The sequence below is a fragment of the Polynucleobacter sp. AP-Melu-500A-A1 genome (assembly GCF_018882125.1).
Classification (GTDB): Bacteria; Pseudomonadota; Gammaproteobacteria; order Burkholderiales; family Burkholderiaceae; genus Polynucleobacter.
On record NZ_JACVOZ010000003.1, the window covers coordinates 1 to 19,808 of the forward strand.

The following is a 19,808-nucleotide window of genomic DNA, read 5'->3' on the forward strand; positions in this document are numbered from 1 at the left end:
GTATTAGTTGCGTCATAGACTTTGTTGGCAACCGTAGTACCAGTCACCGTTAAGGCCTTCGGTGTAATGTTCGCTGTCAGACCGGTTGGCTGAGTTAAGGTGTAGTTACCTGCGGCAGAGCCTCCAATAGTATTGGCAATAGTAACTACTAGGTTATTGCCAACATTAATTTGACTAAAGGTGGCAACCTGAGTGAGGGTCAAGTTTGCGCTATCAGAACTCACTACGCCATTTAATGTTCCAGCACTAAAGCTTGCCACATTAGTACCGTCATATGCCTTATTAGCAATAGATGCTCCACTAATGGTGAGAGGAGCTTTAGTAATCACCCCATTAGTACCCGTCACGTTGCCAGCAAAGGCATAGTTAGCGCCAGCTGTGCCACTGATGGCGATACTGCTAATCGTATAAGACAGGCCTGTGCCTGCATTGCTATTGGCATATGTACCTGTTCCACTAATAATGACCTGATCCCCTGCTTTTGCATTACTTGCAGTTAATGCATTACCAACAATCGCATTTGTCGCGTCATATACCTTGCTTGGGCTTGGCGCATTAATCGTTAGGGTTAATGGCGTAATGGTGATAGTGCCGGCAACTGTTAATACTGGATAGCCAGTAGCATAGTTAGTGGCAAAGCCAGCATTGGTGGTTACGGTAGATGATGGCGTAAAGGCGTAGTTACCCACATTAAGATAACCACCAGTGCTGCTGTTAGCTGCTGTTAATGTAGGTGGAGTAATTGTTAAGGTGTATTTGCCTTGTGCTGCACCAACGTTACTATCGCTAGCAATCCAAGTATTGGCACTTAATCCAGCAACGACATTGAGAGCCACAATGGAGGTCGGTAAGGCACAGTTACTGCCAATCGAGCAATACGACGCAGATACTGCAGCTGAAGCAGCTACGTTAGCACTGGTCAATGTGCCGTAGCTAGTCGAAGCATTACCCACAGTAATGAGTAACTGCCCTTGAGCAATGATGTTCAAGCTCGCAGTCACTGGCGTAATGTTGTAGTTTGCTGCAGTCGCGCTTGGCGTTAAGGTGTAAGAAGCGCCTGCTATCTCACCAGCTGGACGAGTCACAGCTGCGCCAACTAATACGCTAGAGGTATCCGCTCCTTTGAGGCCAGTTAAGGTATAGGTAAAGCTAGGGTCGGCCTGGCCTACAAACTTAGCAGCTGCATCAGCAGTCATGGTTAACGGAGCCGCTGTAATGGAACCAGTGCCGCTAATAGACAACGGTAAAGCGTAGTTCGAGAGATTAGTTGTGCCTAAAGCCACATAATTGCCTGTGCTTAAGGTGGTTGAAACGGTGGCGGCATCAGCAACGTTAGCGCTGTTATAAGTGGCGTTCGTTTGATTGATATAGGCACCCTGTCCTGCCACAAAGCCAGACAAGGTATAGCTACCAGCGTTACTTGAAGTACCAGCAGCTAAGGAAGCAGTATTGGTGCTGTCATACACCTTGGTCTGGGTAGCAATAGAGACGGTAATCGTTGCTGGTGTAATGTTCGCTGTAAAGCCTGTTGGCTGAGTTAAGGTGTAGTTACCCAGGCTGTTATTGGTCAAGCTATCGGCAATCGTGACTGCTAAGCCAGTGCCCACGTTAGATTGGCTAAAGGTGCCTGCTTGGGTCAGTGCGACAGTATCGCCAGCCACAACACCAACTAAAGTACCACCGCTTACAGTAGCCGTATTAGTTGCGTCATAGACTTTGTTGGCAACCGTAGTACCAGTCACCGTTAAGGCCTTCGGTGTAATGTTCGCTGTAAAGCCTGTTGGCTGAGTTAAGGTGTAGTTACCTGCGGCAGAGCCTCCAAGTACATCGTTAATATTGATCGCAATGCCATTACCTGAATTGGTAGAGCTAAATGTAGCAGTTGCGGTTAAGGTAACGTTTGCTGAATCAGCAGCAACAACACCGACCAAGCTGCCAGAAGTTACAGTTGCAGTGTTAGTGCCGTCATAGACTTTATTGGCAATCGCTGTGCCAGTAACGGTTAAATTTTTAGGGGTGATGTTGGCACTTAATCCACTCAATTGAACTACTGTGTAATTCCCTGCGGCCACCCCACTAATTGTGTCATAGACAGTGACGGGAATGCTGTTACCAACATTGCCGCTAGAGAAGGTCGCACTTTGTGTGAGTGTGATATTTGCACTATCTGCACTGATTAAACCTACTAAGCTACCAAGGGTTGAGCTGGCAATAGTTGTGCCGTCATAAACCTTATTGGCAACACTAACTCCGCTAACAGTCAAGACCTTAGGAGTAATGTTCGCTGTCAGTCCAGTAGGCTGAATTAGGCTATAGTTTCCTGCGGCAGCGCCACTAATAGTATCTGCTGCAGTTACAGCTATTGAATTACCCACCGCACTCTGAGAGAAATTACCTGCCTGAGTTAAATTCACCACATCGGATCCAATAACGCCTATCAATGACCCACCAGTAATAGTTGCAGTAGAAGTACCATCGTAGACTTTATTGGCGGCAACAGAACTACTGCCTACTGTTAAAGCTTTAGCGGTGATAGTTGCCACATTTTTTGTATTTCCAGAGCTCGCGTTATATCCGGTATTTATGCTGTAGTTACTAAGCGATGCAGTACCACCACTACTTACCATAGATGTAACGTAATTACTGCCATTGCCAGAGACATTGGCATTGCTTACGGACACACTAGAAATTCCAGTGATAGTTTGGCCAGCCACTAATCCCGTAATTGTGTATGAGGCTGGAGCAAGCGTAGTTGTGCCGTTATATTCTCCAGATACGGTAATACCCAATGGTGCTGGGGTAATAATGGCCGTGATTCCAGAAGGCTGAACCAGAATGTAATTAGCAGCGGATGCGCCAGTAATCGAATCGCTGACGATCACTGAAGCACTTGAGCTTACATTAGGACTTAGTAAAGTAGCCGACTGAACTAAATTGACGGTATCACCAGAACTCACCCCTACTAAGGTGCCGCCGGTAATAGTAATAGCCGTTGTACCGTCATATACCTTAGAGACTGCAACAGTGCCAGTTACGGTCAATATCTTTTGATTCGCCGCAACCAAGGTTGCAATATTTTGGCCAATGCCAGATGTAGCGCTATAGGCCGGAGCAAAGGCGTAATTCGTAGCCAAAGCTGTTCCACCAGAAATAACAATACCGGTTACAAAATTACTGCCATTACTGCTGATGCTGGAGCTATTAACGGTAACGCTACTTAAACCTGTAATCGTCTGGCCATTGATTAAGCCATTAATGGTGTAGGAAATCGGGGTGATGTTATTGGTGCCATTTGCAACGCCCACGACAGATATACCCAACATGGCTGGAGTGATATTGGCTGTAATGCCTGTTGGCTGAACTAGTCGATAGTTTGTTGATGCCACCCCTGTGATGGAGTCATTGACAATAATGATGATGCCGTTACTGACGTTGGGAGATGAGAAACTTCCGGCCTGCACTAAAGTAACCTTACCGGCATCTCCAGCAACCAAACCAATTAATGAACCGCCAGTTAGGGTTGCGTTCGTTGTGCCATCATAAGTCTTGTGTGCTACGGTACCATCGCTGACAGTTAAAGTCTTAACGGTAATGGCTGCTGTTACACCGGTTGGTTGAATTAAGGTGTAATTGCTGCTAGATGCCCCAGAAATACTGTCATTGATGACTACGACAACTGCTGAGCCCACATTGGCACTATTAAATGATCCCGCTTGTTTAAGCGATACCACATCGCCACCCACTACCCCAACCAATGATCCACCCCAAACGTTGACGCTGGTTGTGCCGTCATAGACTTTCGCATCAGCAAGCGTACCAGTTACGGTTAATGTTTTGGTAGACAGTGTGACGGTATTTAAGCTCGTACCCGCAGCAGTACAGGTAATAGTATTAAATGCGTAGTTGCTTGCTAGCGCTGTACCACTTCCAACAACGATAGAGCGAACAAAGTTACTGCTGTTAGCAGCGACATTGATATTAGCTACGTTAGCACTTGAGATAGCGCTAATAGTTTCACCATTGACCAAGCCAGTCAGCGTGAATGATGTTGGAGTAACAGTGGTTGAGCCACTATAGACACCGGCTAGCGTGATGCCTAATGGTGCTGGAGTGATATTGGCAATTACACCAGTGGGCTGAGTTAATGAGTAGTTTGCGCTTGCGCTACCGCTAATGCTATCTGAAATCGTGACGGCAATACCAATGCCCGCATTGGCCGTAGTAAAGCTACCGGCCTTGATTAAAGTCACGTTCGCTGCATCAACACCCAGAACACCTACTAAGGTGCCGCCTGTAACGGTAGCTGCAGTTGAGCCGTCATAAACCTTATTTGCAACTGTTGTACCAGCAACTGTTAGAGCCTTTGGTGTGATATTAGCAGTCACATTAGCCGGTTGAGTCAGAATGTAATTCGCTGATGCAGGGCCACTGAGGCTATCGTTAATTGTGACGCTAATGGCATTAGCTACATTGCTTTGAGCAAAGCTGCCCGACTGAATTAAGTTCACGTTTGCAAGGTCGGCAGTGACGACACCAACCAAAGTTCCGCCCGTAATAGTTGCTGCAGTAGTGCCGTCATAGACTTTATTAGCAGCAACTGTAGTACCACCTACCGTGAGTACCTTCTGCGAGATATTGGCAGTAATACCTGTGGGCTGAGTTAAGGTGTAATTACCGCTAGCAGAACCTGAAATACTACCCACCATTACTAAGGCTACGTTATTAGCCACATTAGGTGAAACAAAAGTAGCGCTTTGCGCAAGAGTTACATTAGCTAGATCTACTGCTGAGACACCAACCAAGGAGCCACCGCTTACCGTAGCACTCTTCGTACCATCATAGGTCTTAGCGGCGATGGTGATGCCGGTTACTGTCAATGCTTTTGGAGTAAGCGTGACAGTGTTTTGAGTATTACTGCTGACCGTGTTGTATACAGGATTGATGAAATAGTTCCCGATCGATGCGGTACCTCCACCAAGAGTAATAGCCGTTACGTAGTTGCTAGTATTAGCAGATACATTAATTGCATTAATCGTTGCAGCACTAATACCAGTAATTGTTTGGCTATTAACTAAGCCAGTAATAGTAAAGGATGTTGGGGTAACTGACGTAGTGCCACTATAAACAGCATTAATAGTCACACCTAATGGCGCTGGAGTAATAGTGACCCTATTAGTTGCAGAGCTTTGTGATGTTTTAACAGGTAAACCATTAGTCAAGGCGCTATTGAATGCGCCATTAATTAAGTAATTGAGGGATGAGAATGTATTGACACCAGTTGCAGTTCCAGCGACGGCAGTCACATAAGCATTTGCAGTATAAGCATTTGCAGAACTCACTGTGACATTAGTAATCGTGTCCCATGCTGCCAAACCTGTTGTAACGATGGTAGCGTTTTGGTTTGAATAAGAGGTTGTGCCGTTATAAACGCCACTAACGCTAATACCTAATACAGCCGGTGCAATTGAGTAAGTCCGTCCTGCTGGAACTAAAGTGACTGCTGAACCGTCTGTTGCTGATACGCTGGCAGCAGTCAGGGCAGTATTAGTCTGTACGGCATTAGCATTAGTGCCATTAGAACTTGTAGTGCCTCCCACTGTTGGACTGAACATCAGCACTGATTTAACGTAAGCCATTGTAGTCGTAGTCACACCAAAGCTTGCAGTAATAGAACCTGTATAACTCACTGTCGAGTTAGCCTGCAACCAAGTATTAGCCGAGGCTGAGTTGTAGCCTGTACCGTACTCCGCAGAATAGTTGGAATTGAGGGTGACAGAAATAGCCAGAGTATTAGTTAGTCTCTGACGATAGTTGATGAAGTTGCCACCTGTATAAGCGGATGCATTTACAAGAGCCCCTCCCAATATGCCGTAGGAGATATTTTTAGTCGCATCCGCATTAGCAGTGGTAATGCCGATAGCATTGGCAATCGTACAACCTGTAGTGCAAGCTGCATTCTCAGGCGCTGCCATAGAGATGCCTACAACTCCTCCAGTATTGGTAATGGTACCTACGGCTGTGACATTACCGCCTGTAATTGTGCCAGCCGCAATACCATCACCAGCAGTAATCCGAATGCCATTTACACCAGAATTAGTTACGCCTGTAAGGCTGACATTACCAACAGCATCAACGATGACACCACCAGTAGCTCCCGAATTCTGAATGAGCGCGCCAGTAGTGATATTGCCACTAGAGCCCAGACCAGTTAAGTAAACGCCGGTAGCGCCAGTAATTGTTGCAGATGCTGAGGTATAAATAGCGTGACTTGAAGTTGCGCTTGAGTAGCCATTAAATGTAATCGCACCGTTCATAGTGCTAGTTGCAGTCGCAATGCCTGCAGCACTACTGGCGTATATACCGTAATTTGCAGTTGAACTGCCTGTGATAGTAATTCCACCACCAGTAGTTTTAATTGCTGCAGAATAATTGACGCCGGAAGAGTTGCTTGATACACCGCTAATTACGATATTGCCAGTAGCATAAATAGCATCATTTATGCCAATTCCAACGTTGGAAGCTGTAGCCAGTGTGGACAAGTTATTAGTCGTTGTATTAATAAAGCCAGTAGCTGGTGTGCAGCCCGTACCAGAACAACCGAAGGTGTTATCAATCAATACATAACCAGGCAAGAATATTGTTGATGTACCAATGGCACCAGGATCAATAGAAGATCCTGCTGACTTGGCAATATAGTTAATTACAGAACCTACTCCTGTAGTGAAAGTTAGTACTCCACTGGTAATATTGGAAGTCCTAGCGCCTCTAGTGGTGTCATAAATCACATTGGCTATTGGCGTACCCGTATTCGCCACCAAACTGATCGCACCAGTTTGGTTGATGATGTTATTCGAAGTGAAGGTGATGTTGCTACCGACTGCGTTGTCAGTGATAGCACCAGTTTGGGTAATACCAGTATTGCCCCCTCCTGCGACATTATTAGCTGTCACTGTGAGGTTGCTACCGCCTGCATTAATCGTTACCGCACCGAGTGAGACGATAGTCGATGCTGCGCCACCATTACCAGTGATCGTGACATTGTTAGCTGTGATAAGGCCAGTTACTGTTACGACCGTTGCCGTTGCGGTTGCAGTAGTTTGTGATCCGGTAATGGTCACTATCCCACCAGTGATGGCGCCAGTGTCATTAATAGCCGAACCTGTAGTGATAGTTGCGTTGATCGTGACCGCTTGGCCAGTGGCGGTAATGGCGCCTGAGCTGGTATACCCAGTGCCGGTTTGACCATTCGCAGTAATGGTAACGCCACCAGCACTAGAGGCGATGGCATTGGCGCCTTGCACAAAGCCTACGCCTGTGCCATTCGCTACCGCATTAATCATGATACCAGTAGTGCCTGCTAAAGTTCCAGCAGATAATGCGCCACCTAAAGTAATCGCATTACCGTTCACTGCAGCATTAGCCGGTGTTGTCGCTGTTGCACAGCCTAGGCAAGTGTTATCCAAAAGGATGTAGCCAGGAACACTAATGGCTGGTGGCGAGATCGTGCCACCATTAGTCTTGATGATGTAGTTAATGGCTGAAGTCGATCCAGTAGCAATCGTTAAGGCAGCACTACTAATGGTCGAAGTCTTATTACCGGTGGTAGTGTCGTAGGTAATATTCGAGGCAGTGCCGCTAGTGTTTGCTGCTAAGCTGATTGCACCGTTCTGGCTAATATTGTTATTCGAGATAAAGCTAATGTTGGTACCGCTGACCCCAGTAATCGCGCCAGACTGATAGATACCACCTGCAGTACCTGGGGTAGCAATCACATTACCGGCAATCGTGATGCTGCCACCGGTTGCGCCAGCATTAATGGTCAGAGCATTTAAGTAGGCATCATAAGAAGGTGCACCGGAGGAGGTACCAGTAATCGTGATGTTATTGGCGGTGATTAAAGCAGTACCATAGACGCCATAACTAGTTGTCGTGCCTCCAGTCAAGATGACATTACTACCCGTTGAAGTCATTGCTGCTGTGTAACCAATACCTTGATTGGCGCTAGCAACACCATTAGCAGTAATAGCGCCAGCGGCATAAATCGCGTTATTAATCGTTAAACCAACAGAAGTAGTTGCTAATGAGGCTAGATTATTAGTTGTCGTATTAATAAAGCCAGTAGCTGGTGTACAGCCTGTGCCAGTACAGCCAAAGGTGTTATCGATCAATACATAACCAGGCAATGTCAGGGTTGAACTACCGATCGTGCCTGGATTAATAGCTGAACCAGCAGACTTCACAATGTAGTTAATACCTGAGGTATTGGTGCCAGCAGCAATCGTCAAGGCGCCAGTCGTGATATTGGAAGCTTTAGTACCAGAGGTCGTATCGTAGATGATGTTTGCTGCAGTACCGCCCGTATTCGCCACCAAACTGATCGCACCAGTTTGGTTGATGATGTTATTCGAAGTGAAGGTGATGTTGCTACCGACTGCGTTGTCAGTGATAGCACCAGTTTGGGTAATACCAGTATTGCCCCCTCCTGCGACATTATTAGCTGTCACTGTGAGGTTGCTACCGCCTGCATTAATCGTTACCGCACCGAGTGAGACGATAGTCGATGCTGCGCCACCATTACCAGTGATCGTGACATTGTTAGCTGTGATAAGGCCAGTTACTGTTACGACCGTTGCCGTTGCGGTTGCAGTAGTTTGTGATCCGGTAATGGTCACTATCCCACCAGTGATGGCGCCAGTGTCATTAATAGCCGAACCTGTAGTGATAGTTGCGTTGATCGTGACCGCTTGGCCAGTGGCGGTAATGGCGCCTGAGCTGGTATACCCAGTGCCGGTTTGACCATTCGCAGTAATGGTAACGCCACCAGCACTAGAGGCGATGGCATTGGCGCCTTGCACAAAGCCTACGCCTGTGCCATTCGCTACCGCATTAATCATGATACCAGTAGTGCCTGCTAAAGTTCCAGCAGATAATGCGCCACCTAAAGTAATCGCATTACCGTTCACTGCAGCATTAGCCGGTGTTGTCGCTGTTGCACAGCCTAGGCAAGTGTTATCCAAAAGGATGTAGCCAGGAACACTAATGGCTGGTGGCGAGATCGTGCCACCATTAGTCTTGATGATGTAGTTAATGGCTGAAGTCGATCCAGTAGCAATCGTTAAGGCAGCACTACTAAGGGTCGAAGTCTTATTACCGGTGGTAGTGTCGTAGGTAATATTCGAGGCAGTGCCGCTAGTGTTTGCTGCTAAGCTGATTGCACCGTTCTGGCTAATATTGTTATTCGAGATAAAGCTAATGTTGGTACCGCTGACCCCAGTAATCGCGCCAGACTGATAGATACCACCTGCAGTACCTGGGGTAGCAATCACATTACCGGCAATCGTGATGCTGCCACCGGTTGCGCCAGCATTAATGGTCAGAGCATTTAAGTAGGCATCATAAGAAGGTGCACCGGAGGAGGTACCAGTAATCGTGATGTTATTGGCGGTGATTAAAGCAGTACCATAGACGCCATAACTAGTTGTCGTGCCTCCAGTCAAGATGACATTACTACCCGTTGAAGTCATTGCTGCTGTGTAACCAATACCTTGATTGGCGCTAGCAACACCATTAGCAGTAATAGCGCCAGCGGCATAAATCGCGTTATTAATCGTTAAACCAACAGAAGTAGTTGCTAATGAGGCTAGATTATTAGTTGTCGTATTAATAAAGCCAGTAGCTGGTGTACAGCCTGTGCCAGTACAGCCAAAGGTGTTATCGATCAATACATAACCAGGCAATGTCAGGGTTGAACTACCGATCGTGCCTGGATTAATAGCTGAACCAGCAGACTTCACAATGTAGTTAATACCTGAGGTATTGGTGCCAGCAGCAATCGTCAAGGCGCCAGTCGTGATATTGGAAGCTTTAGTACCAGAGGTCGTATCGTAGATGATGTTTGCTGCAGTACCGCCCGTATTCGCCACCAAACTGATCGCACCAGTTTGGTTGATGATGCCGTTACTAATAAATCTGATATTGCCACCAACTGCATTATCGTTAATGGCGCCAGCCTGATAGATACCAGTATCGGTATTGAGATTGACAGTGCCGGTGACGTTTAGATTCGTACCACCAGCCACGATCGTCATCGTGTTCAGATAAACGGCATAAGTACCACCGACTTCTGAACCAATAATCGTGATTGATTTGGCGCTGATGGAGTTATTGGGTCCTAGCTCTACACCGTTACCTGTAGCGGTGGATGTACCAGTGATATTAACTGCCCCATTATTGGCAACAATAGGGCTTAAACCCCAAGAGCCATTGAGGTTAGCAACCCCAATACCAGTCGTACTGGTACCGGTGATATTAATATTGCCAGTAGTGGCTGTTAAGCCCGCCATCACCATGACACCGCCTCCACCTCCTGTAGTTCCACTGGCATTGATACCGTTAATAGTAATGGAGTTTGTTGCATAGATTGCAGTTGAAACCACAATACCGTTACTGGTTGTTACCAATGTAGCCCAGTTCGCAAGAGAACTATTTAGATATCCGCTCACGGGGGTACATCCAGTACCAGCACATCCATAGGTGTTATCAAATAAAACATAGCCTGGCAAAGGAATGGTGCTGCTACCAATTGCTGAGGTAGTTAGAGCGGCACCAGATGCAATTTCAATATAGTTAATTGCAGAGGTTGATCCAGATGCAATGCTTAATATGCCGGTAGCCGAGATGGTTGATGTCTTATTACCTGTCGTCACATCATAGGTAATGTTTGCCGGAGTGCCGCTGGCATTCGCTGGCAAATTAATAGCGCCGTTCTGACTAATATTGTTATTAGAAATGAAGCTGATACTTGAGCCGTTTGCGCCAGTGATTGCACCAGATTGATAAATACCGCCGTTAGCACCTGGAGTATTGATCACGTTACCGATAACGGTAATGCTACCTCCAATTGCCGTGCTATTAATTGTTAAGGCAGAAAGTTGTACATCCCAGGTGGCAGCTGCGGAAGATGTGCCGGTAACCGTGATGCTATTAGCGGTGATCAAGGATGACGGGTTGTAGACGCCATAACTATTTGTGGTTGAACCGGTCAGACTAACCGCTCCGCCGGTCGATGTGATCGCTGCAGAAATTCCGATCCCTTGATTGGCGTTTGCAGAGCCATTCATAGCAATTGTATTAGTGGCGTAAATTGCGTTATTCAATGTGATGCCAACTGAACCCGTAGCCAACGAAGCGATATTGTTGATAGTTGGATTAATAAAGCCCGTTACTGGAGTGCAGTTTGTCCCAGTGCATCCATAAGTGTTATCGATTAACACATAACCAGGCAAAGCAACTGTGCTAGAACCAATTGCACCCGGATTAATTGCCGACCCAGATGATTTTGCAATGTAGTTAATCGCTGAGGTATTGGCGCCTGCGGCAACTGTTAAAGCACCAGTAGTAATGTTTGCACTCTTATTGCCGCTAGTAGTGTTGTAGGTAACACTTACTGCAGTAGATGCAGCATTAGCCACTAACGTAATCGCACCAGTTTGGTTGATGATGCCATTAGAAATAAAGCTAATGTTTGAACCCGTCGCATTATCGTTAATGGCGCCAGCCTGATAGATACCATTATCGGTATTGAGATTGACAGTGCCGGTGACGTTTAGATTCGTACCGCCAGCGACGATCGTCATCGTATTGAGATAAACGGCATAAGTACCACCGACTTCTGAACCAATAATCGTGATTGATTTGGCGCTTATGGAATTATTGGGGCCTAGTTCTACGCCATTACCAGTAGCGGTGGATGTACCGGTGATATTAACTGCCCCATTATTGGCAACAATAGGGCTTAAACCCCAAGATCCATTGAGGTTAGCAACGGCATTGCCGGTAGTACTTGTACCCGTAATATTAATGTTGCCAGTAGTAGCTGTTAAACCCGCCATAACCATGACACCGCCTCCACCTCCTGTAGTTCCACTGGCATTGATGCCGTTAATCGTAATTGCCGTGCCGCTCAGAGTGTTATTGATAACGATGCCGTTACTGGTAGTGGCTAAAGTAGCCCAACTAGCGAGATTCTTATTCAAGTAGCCCGATACAGGGGCGCATCCTGATCCTGAACAGCCAAAGGTGTTGTCTAAAGTAATTGATCCAGGGACGGCAACTGCACCACCGATGGTGATTGCACTACCTGCAGCCAATACAGAATAATTTATGCCTGAAGTAGACCCAGCAGAAATTGTTAAGGCGGCTGTATTAATAGTAGAAGTTTTATTACCTGCGGTTGTATCGTAAGTAATATTGGCTGCTGTACCGCTAGTATTCGCTACCAGACTGATAGCGCCATTCTGACTAATGTTGTTGTTCGAGATGAAGGTGATATTTGAGCCATTGGTACCAGTAATCGCACCTGCTTGATAAATACCGCCATTGGCGCCCGGAGTATTAATGATATTGCCAGTTACAGTAATACTGCCACCAGTAGCAGCGCTGTTAATAGTGAGAGTAGATAGCTGAACATCCCAAGCAGCGATTGCTGTAGATGTTCCAGTGATGGTGATGCTGTTGCCAGCAATTAAGGATGATGGGTTATAGACACCATAGCTATTTGTAGTACCACCATTCAGCGTAACCGCCCCACCAGTAGATGTAATGATTGCCGAGATACCAATACCTTGGTTAGCGCTGGCTACACCATTAATCGTAATGGCGCCAGTAGCATAAATGACACCATTGATTGTGACGCCTATAGATCCTGTTGCTAAAGTGCCCAAATTATTAGCGGTGGTATTAATAAAGCCAGAGGTTGACGCGCATCCAGTGCCGGTACAACCATAGGTATTGTCAATTAATACGTAACCTGGAAGAGCAACCGAAGTGCTTCCAATAACACCTGGGTTAATCGCCCCGCCATCAGACTTCATTATGTAATTAATAGCTGATGTAGATCCTGAGGCAATGGTTAATGCACCAGAGAGAATAGTTGAACTTTTATTACCAGTAGTGGTGTCGTAAGTAATATTGGCTGCTGTACCGCTAGTATTCGCTACCAGACTGATAGCGCCATTCTGACTAATGTTGTTGTTCGAGATGAAGGTGATGTTTGAGCCATTGGTACCAGTAATCGCACCTGCTTGATAAATACCGCCATTGGCGCCCGGAGTATTAATGATATTGCCAGTTACAGTAATACTGCCACCAGTAGCAGCGCTGTTAATAGTGAGAGTAGATAGCTGAACATCCCAAGCAGCGATTGCTGTAGATGTTCCAGTGATGGTGATGCTGTTGCCAGCAATTAAGGATGATGGGTTATAGACACCATAGCTATTTGTAGTACCACCATTCAGCGTAACCGCCCCACCAGTAGATGTAATGATTGCCGAGATACCAATACCTTGGTTAGCGCTGGCTACACCATTAATCGTAATGGCGCCAGTAGCATAAATGACACCATTGATTGTGACGCCTATAGATCCTGTTGCTAAAGTGCCCAAATTATTAGCGGTGGTATTAATAAAGCCAGAGGTTGACGCGCATCCAGTGCCGGTACAACCATAGGTATTGTCAATTAATACGTAACCTGGAAGAGCAACCGAAGTGCTTCCAATAACACCTGGGTTAATCGCCCCGCCATCAGACTTCATTATGTAATTAATAGCTGATGTAGATCCTGAGGCAATGGTTAATGCACCAGAGAGAATAGTTGAACTTTTATTACCAGTAGTGGTGTCGTAAGTAATATTGGCTGCTGTACCGCTAGTATTCGCTACCAGACTGATAGCGCCATTCTGACTAATGTTGTTGTTCGAGATGAAGGTGATGTTTGAGCCACTGACATTATTAGTAATGGCGCCAGATTGGGTGATACCAGTATTACTACCAGCAGCAGTATTATTTGCCGTAACGGTGATATTTCCAGAGGGGTTATTACGAACGTATCCGACCCCACTTAAAACTAGATTAGCAGCGCCATAACCACCAGTGGTTGACGATGTTGCAAGAGTCATCGCTGTTGCAGTTCCAAGACCCCCTGCAGCAGAACCATTCCAAAGCGATAAAATATTAGTAGAGCCACCCAATAGATTAGATGCTCCACCTGTGGAAAGAAGAGTTGTGTTGTACTTGGCAGAACTCTCTGTTGCGTAAACAGAACCACTACTAGACGTTAAAACGACTTGAACCATCTTGGAATAAGTTGCATCAGCATATCCAATAATATAAGTAGCGGTATTAGAGGTTGAGCTGAGTAAAGCAACTGCAGTAACTGGATTACCATAAGCAACACTCGTTCCAGCCACCAAAATACTTATTGCTGCAGAGCTAACAGTTGGCATTGTTGCGCCGCTTACTAAACCAATTAAGCTACCTGAGGTACCTGCTGCGTTAGAAATAACTGTTGGACTTGATGAAGTTCCGGCTGCATATCCTATACCAAGCGTCATTGCACCTGCAGTCACAATGGTAGTTGCGGTAGTGCCTGTGCCATTGATTGTGATGCCGGTTTGGGTTGTAATGGCACCCGCTAATTGAACTGCCTGACCCGTAGTAGAAGTGCCGTTAATTGTTAATGAGCCTGTTGATGCAGTTAATGTTCCTGCGGCGGAACTATAAACGGAATAGTTAATACCTGAGCCTGTAACTGCGATTGAACCCATAGAAGTGGTGATTGCAGCAGTCATGGCAACAGAGTAATACCCTGTCTGAGAGGCGCCAATTAATGTAATGTTCTTAGTTGCAGTAATGGCTGAGTTAACATTCACACCAATAATTGCGCCGGTTAATGTACCTGAGTTTGCATTCGTAATATAGCCAGACACAGGCGCTCCACTCGCAGCGCCGTATGTGTTATCTAACAGCACATAGCCAGGTAAAGAAGCCGTGGAAGAGCCAATACTGCCCGGATTAATTCCGGAGCCAGCTGATTTGGCAATGTAATTAACATCACTAGTAGATCCTGCCGCAATCGTTAATACTCCACCAGTAATATTGGCAGCTTTATTGCCACTCGTAGTGTCATAGGTAATAGCACTTGCTGTCCCAGAAGTATTAGCAGCTAAAGTGATTGCGCCAGTTTGATTAATGATGTTGTTAGAAATGAAACTAATATTGCCACCAGAAGCATTATTGGTAATGGCACCAGTTTGAGTAATTCCAGTGTTAGCTCCTGCAGCTGTATTGTTGGCTATTACAGACAAATCAGTACCGCCTGTGGCAATTGTGATTGCACCAAGTGAGACGATTGTTGAAGCAGTCGTTGCAGTACCGGTAATTGCAATACTTTTTGCGGAAATAGCTCCCGCAAGAACTACAGGGGAACTTACATAAGTATTACTATTAATGGTTATTGCGCCAGAATTAGCGGTAATTGTTCCTGTTGATAAGGAACTGACTCCAGGATTGGTGGCAATAGTTGTATTTGTTGAGCTTGCAGTTAAGTTGATATTGCCTGTAGTGGAAGTTAAAGCTGATGTTAGATAAATTAATCCGACTGAGTTTGCATTTACGCCGTTACTACTGATATCAATATTTCCATATACAGTCAATGGCGCTGTTGTTGCATAGTTATTGACTACAAAACCATAACTTGCGGTTGCAGTATTTTTTAACTGAATATTTGCATTTCCACCAATATTAAGACCAACTGAGTACTCAAACGACCCTACGACATTAGCAATAGAATCTGCACCAGCTACAGATAAATTTCCTCCTGCACTACTTGTTGTTAAGCCAGATGTAGTTGTATTAATTGCTGCAGCCAAATATATAGGCGCATTTGCAATCGTCCCCGGGGTAATGATTGTTCCTGAAATTGATCCGCCTGTTGCGTCAAGTACCACGTATCCACCCTTGGTGGTAATGCTTCCAGAGGCTCCGTTATAAATATTGGCACATACACCCGCTGAACAAGTGGCTATTGCATTGGCAGCATAAAAAGATTGGGCAAGTACATTTACCTTTCCAGTGCTAGTTGAGTTAATCGCACCATTTATCGCAATTTGACCACTAGACAAGTAATTGAGCGTAAGATTTCCAGCCCCAGTATTGGTAGTTGTACCAGTAAGAGTAATAGATTGCGCTGTGCCGGTTCTATTGTCAAAGGTCAAGCCAACATTCACACTAGCTGCTGGAGCAAATGTTAAGTTAGCAGTTTGAGTGATGGTTCCATCAGCAATGATTTGAACGCTTGTTCCAGCATTAATTGCCGTTTGAATTTGAGTGGCACTAACATTTGTTTGATTTGTAAATAAGAGTGGATTGCTTCCAGATGAAGTGCCACTAGTAGTGCTGATAGTGACGTTCGTTGGATCCAATAACCACATCCCCCCTCTACCAGCATTAATACTCGATAGTAAGTTGATGGTTTGTCCAGAGGTTTCGATAAAACCACCGCCGGTAGTGTTCAGTAGATCGGTTTGATTTACGTTGATGATGCTATTGGCATCAAGATTAGTAAAGATGGAGAATGGGAGTGCGCTGTTGTTACCTGCGTTCTTCGCATCATTACCAATGAGGATGTGTCCACCTTGGATATATCCAGTTGCTTCTACTGTGGAAGACTCTAATGCAGTGTAATTCGTAGCGGCAATCCCAATTTGTCCACCACGGCCATTAGCGCCATTGGTTTGGATGATTGCACTTTGTAAATTGATATCACCAGATGTGGTGATAAGTTGGATGTTGCCGCCATTACCTGAGCCATTGGCTTGGAGTTGGGCGTTATTAATAACTTGGTTATTAATGGTTTGAAGGGTAATGGCGCCGCCGGGGCCGTTATTACCATTTGCCTGGATTAAAGATCCAGATTGAAGATTGCTACTGTTTGTTACTGCTGTGATCGTACCGCCGGTGTTGCCGTTGGCTTGTACTGATCCTGCAATAGAAAGTTGTGTAGCTTGCAGATTGAAGTTGCCGCCAGGGCCATTATTGCCGTTAGCCTGCATGACAGAGCCCGATTGGGTAATTACTTGTGGGGCGGCAATATTAATGGTGCCCCCTGCTGAACTAATGGCAGGTTGATCGGCTGTTGCTGGAGCGGCATTAGCGGTAATACTTGCTGTTGAGGTAGCTGTTACGCTATTGCTTGCAGTCATCGTAATCGTGCCGCCAGCAGTATTGGGGCTTGCTGTTGCTGCACTTGCTGCTTGTGTAACCTGGCTTGGCGTTTGCGCGGTAAAGGTCAAGCTCGCTAATGGAGCACTTGGTGCTGATGGAGTTGTTCCACTTGATGCGCTTGCCACATTAATAATGGTGGTCGTTCCCTGCCCTGCTGCTTGAGCAGCATTGGCGATATTGGTATTGAGGACTGCTGCTGTAGGCGCGGTCAGATTGACAACATTAACCGCTGGAGTAATGACTGCTGAACCAGCATTAGCATTATTGGCTAGGTTGTTCACCACTGCTGGGATTGATACCTTTGCAGCATTGGCACTCACATTATTACTTGCTACTGTAGCTGCTACTGCAGTACTTGCTGCGGCTGCTTGTGCTTTAGCTGCTATTTGGGTAGTAGTTGTGTTGGCATTGGCTGTTGGTGCAGAAGGCGCCTGAGCAGCTAACTCCTCTTCTCTGGTTCTGGTGGTTGCCGTATTGCTTGTAGTAGCGCTACCGGTGGTAGATGAGCCATTGGAGCTCACCCTTCCTGCCACGATAATCGCTCCGCCGGTGACATTAATCGATCCACTTGATCCACCAGTTGATGAGAGTGAGCCATTAACAGTGACTGCCTGGGCAGTTGCAGTGATCTGATTTGCACTAGTTGTACTTCCAGCTGATAGGGATAGAGCAGCAGAGTTAGTAACCAAGCTACCAGTATTACTAGTGCTAATGGTGCCATTGTTCGTAATAGTGCCTGTAGCGTTGAGCGTTAAGGTGGTTGCCGCTCCGTTACTTGGGGCAATGGCTGCGCCTGCAGCTACCGTTAAATCACCCTTGACTTCAATAGTGACGTTAGAAGTTGCCAAGGCAGTGGAGATGGCTGATGCGGTTGACGCACTAATGGTCATAGATTCTGGGTCAAGCAGCCATGATCCGGCTTTGCCAAGTTTTGCGGTGACATCGACTACCGTGGATTTAAGGATCTCTAAAACACCGGACGAACTGGTTTCTACAAAGCCGCCGTTACCGCCATTTATTCCGCCTTGGGCCTTGAAGGTGCCTGCAACGATGGTTTTGACTGCAGACCAAATGTTGATATCGCCTCCATTACCCTTACTGGTAGATGAGGCATCCACTGTGGCGCCGGCTTGTACTGTTGTGGTTTTAGCTAGATTCTCAGCTTGAACATTTGATCGGGTACCGTCTTGGTTCTGAGTAAAAGTGACTTTAGTAGTACCGACGTTAATCAGACCCCCATTAGCTGTGCCTCTGGCATTGGTATTAGATCCGTCAGCCAAAGTGATGTCTTCACCTTGCAAAGTAATCTTGCCACCATCGCTATTAGATCCCTTGCCATTGGCACTGATTTGTCCAGCTTGGGTGATGTTTGATGCAATGAACTCGATTACGCCACCATTGTTCACCGCAGAAGAAGCAGAGATGCGACCAGTGTTTTTGATCACGGAGTTCATCAGATTACTTGCTGCGCCTGCAGCAATGATGACTAGGCCACCTTCGACCTTAACAAGGCGCTTATTCTCGATCAGGGCGTTAACGGTCGATTCGTCTACTTTGACCGAAATGAGGTTATCCCCCCTAAAGTCCAGAGTGATTTGTTTGCCTGCTGCTAGAGCCACTGTTCCAGCTCCCATTTTGGCAACAAGGTAACCGTCATTACGAACTTCAGGAGCTAGTAATGCAATGTACCCATCTTTGGAATTGGTAGTGATTTTTCCTTCATTCAAAATCTTGCCAGTACCGTCACCTTTATAGGTGGATTTTCCATCCATAAAATCTTTGTCTGAGATGTTCATCGTTGATGCCACAACTCCTGCTGCATCCACCTGTGCACCACGTCCAAAAGTGATGCCATTTGGGTTAACCAAAACAACTTGTCCATTGGCTTTTATTGCACCATCAATAACGCTTGGAGATGAACCTGTAACTCGGTTCAAAGTTACCGCTGAACTATTGGGTTGATTAAAGTTAACGGTCGCATCTTTTCCGACGTTAAAACTGTCCCAATTGACAACTGCTCTTTGACTACTCTGATTAACGTTTGTTTGAAGACCAGACTGAGTAATGACTGCTGTTCCAGCGACGACTTTTCCGCCACCTGGGTTCATATTCACATTCACTGTTTGTGCGTGCGAAAAATTGACGTGCAACAAGACCGCCAATGCGAGCAATAAAAAAATTGCTACACGTTTAGCGATTGGATTCTGCAAATGCGAATCTAGAGAAGAATTTTTTACAGGGAGCGACCCTGTAAGCAAATCAAGGTACAAATCGTAGGTCTTTACTAGTAAAACGACAGATGAAATTTTCGCGTTTTAGAGGGTTTTTAAGAATTCACCCTAGGGGTAACAAATTGACCAAAATAGGGAAAAATTGGATGTTTTTTCCGCTTTATGAAATTTCCTAAGGAATAAATGGAGGGATGTTATGCCACCCCCGTCTGTTTCATCTGAAACTCCAGACCCCAGAAATGAGCCAAATTTTGAGTGCAGTTGAGACTGTTCATGAGTGATTTCGGATGTAATTCAGACGTGATATTCAATCAACGCATACACCATGGTTGCTTGTTGATGCAGCCATTCATCATCATCAATCATGTAATAAATTGATGATTATTTAGGGATATATTTTTAAAAAAATATGCTAGAAATAGATTGTAGTTCTAGCGTAGATTTGACAAATCTACTCATCAAAATGACGACTCATTTTTACATGTTTATATTGCAAAAATGAACCTGTAATTTGGC

1 protein-coding gene is annotated in these 19,808 nt (G+C 45.8%); it reads right to left on the bottom strand.

What is annotated here, in order from left to right; genetic code table 11:
- The coding region (locus ICN38_RS06525) for a YDG domain-containing protein (RefSeq protein WP_216256279.1) at positions 1 to 19,271 on the bottom strand (19,271 nt) is incomplete at its 3' end.
- Between the last annotated feature and the right edge of the window lie 537 nt (positions 19,272 to 19,808).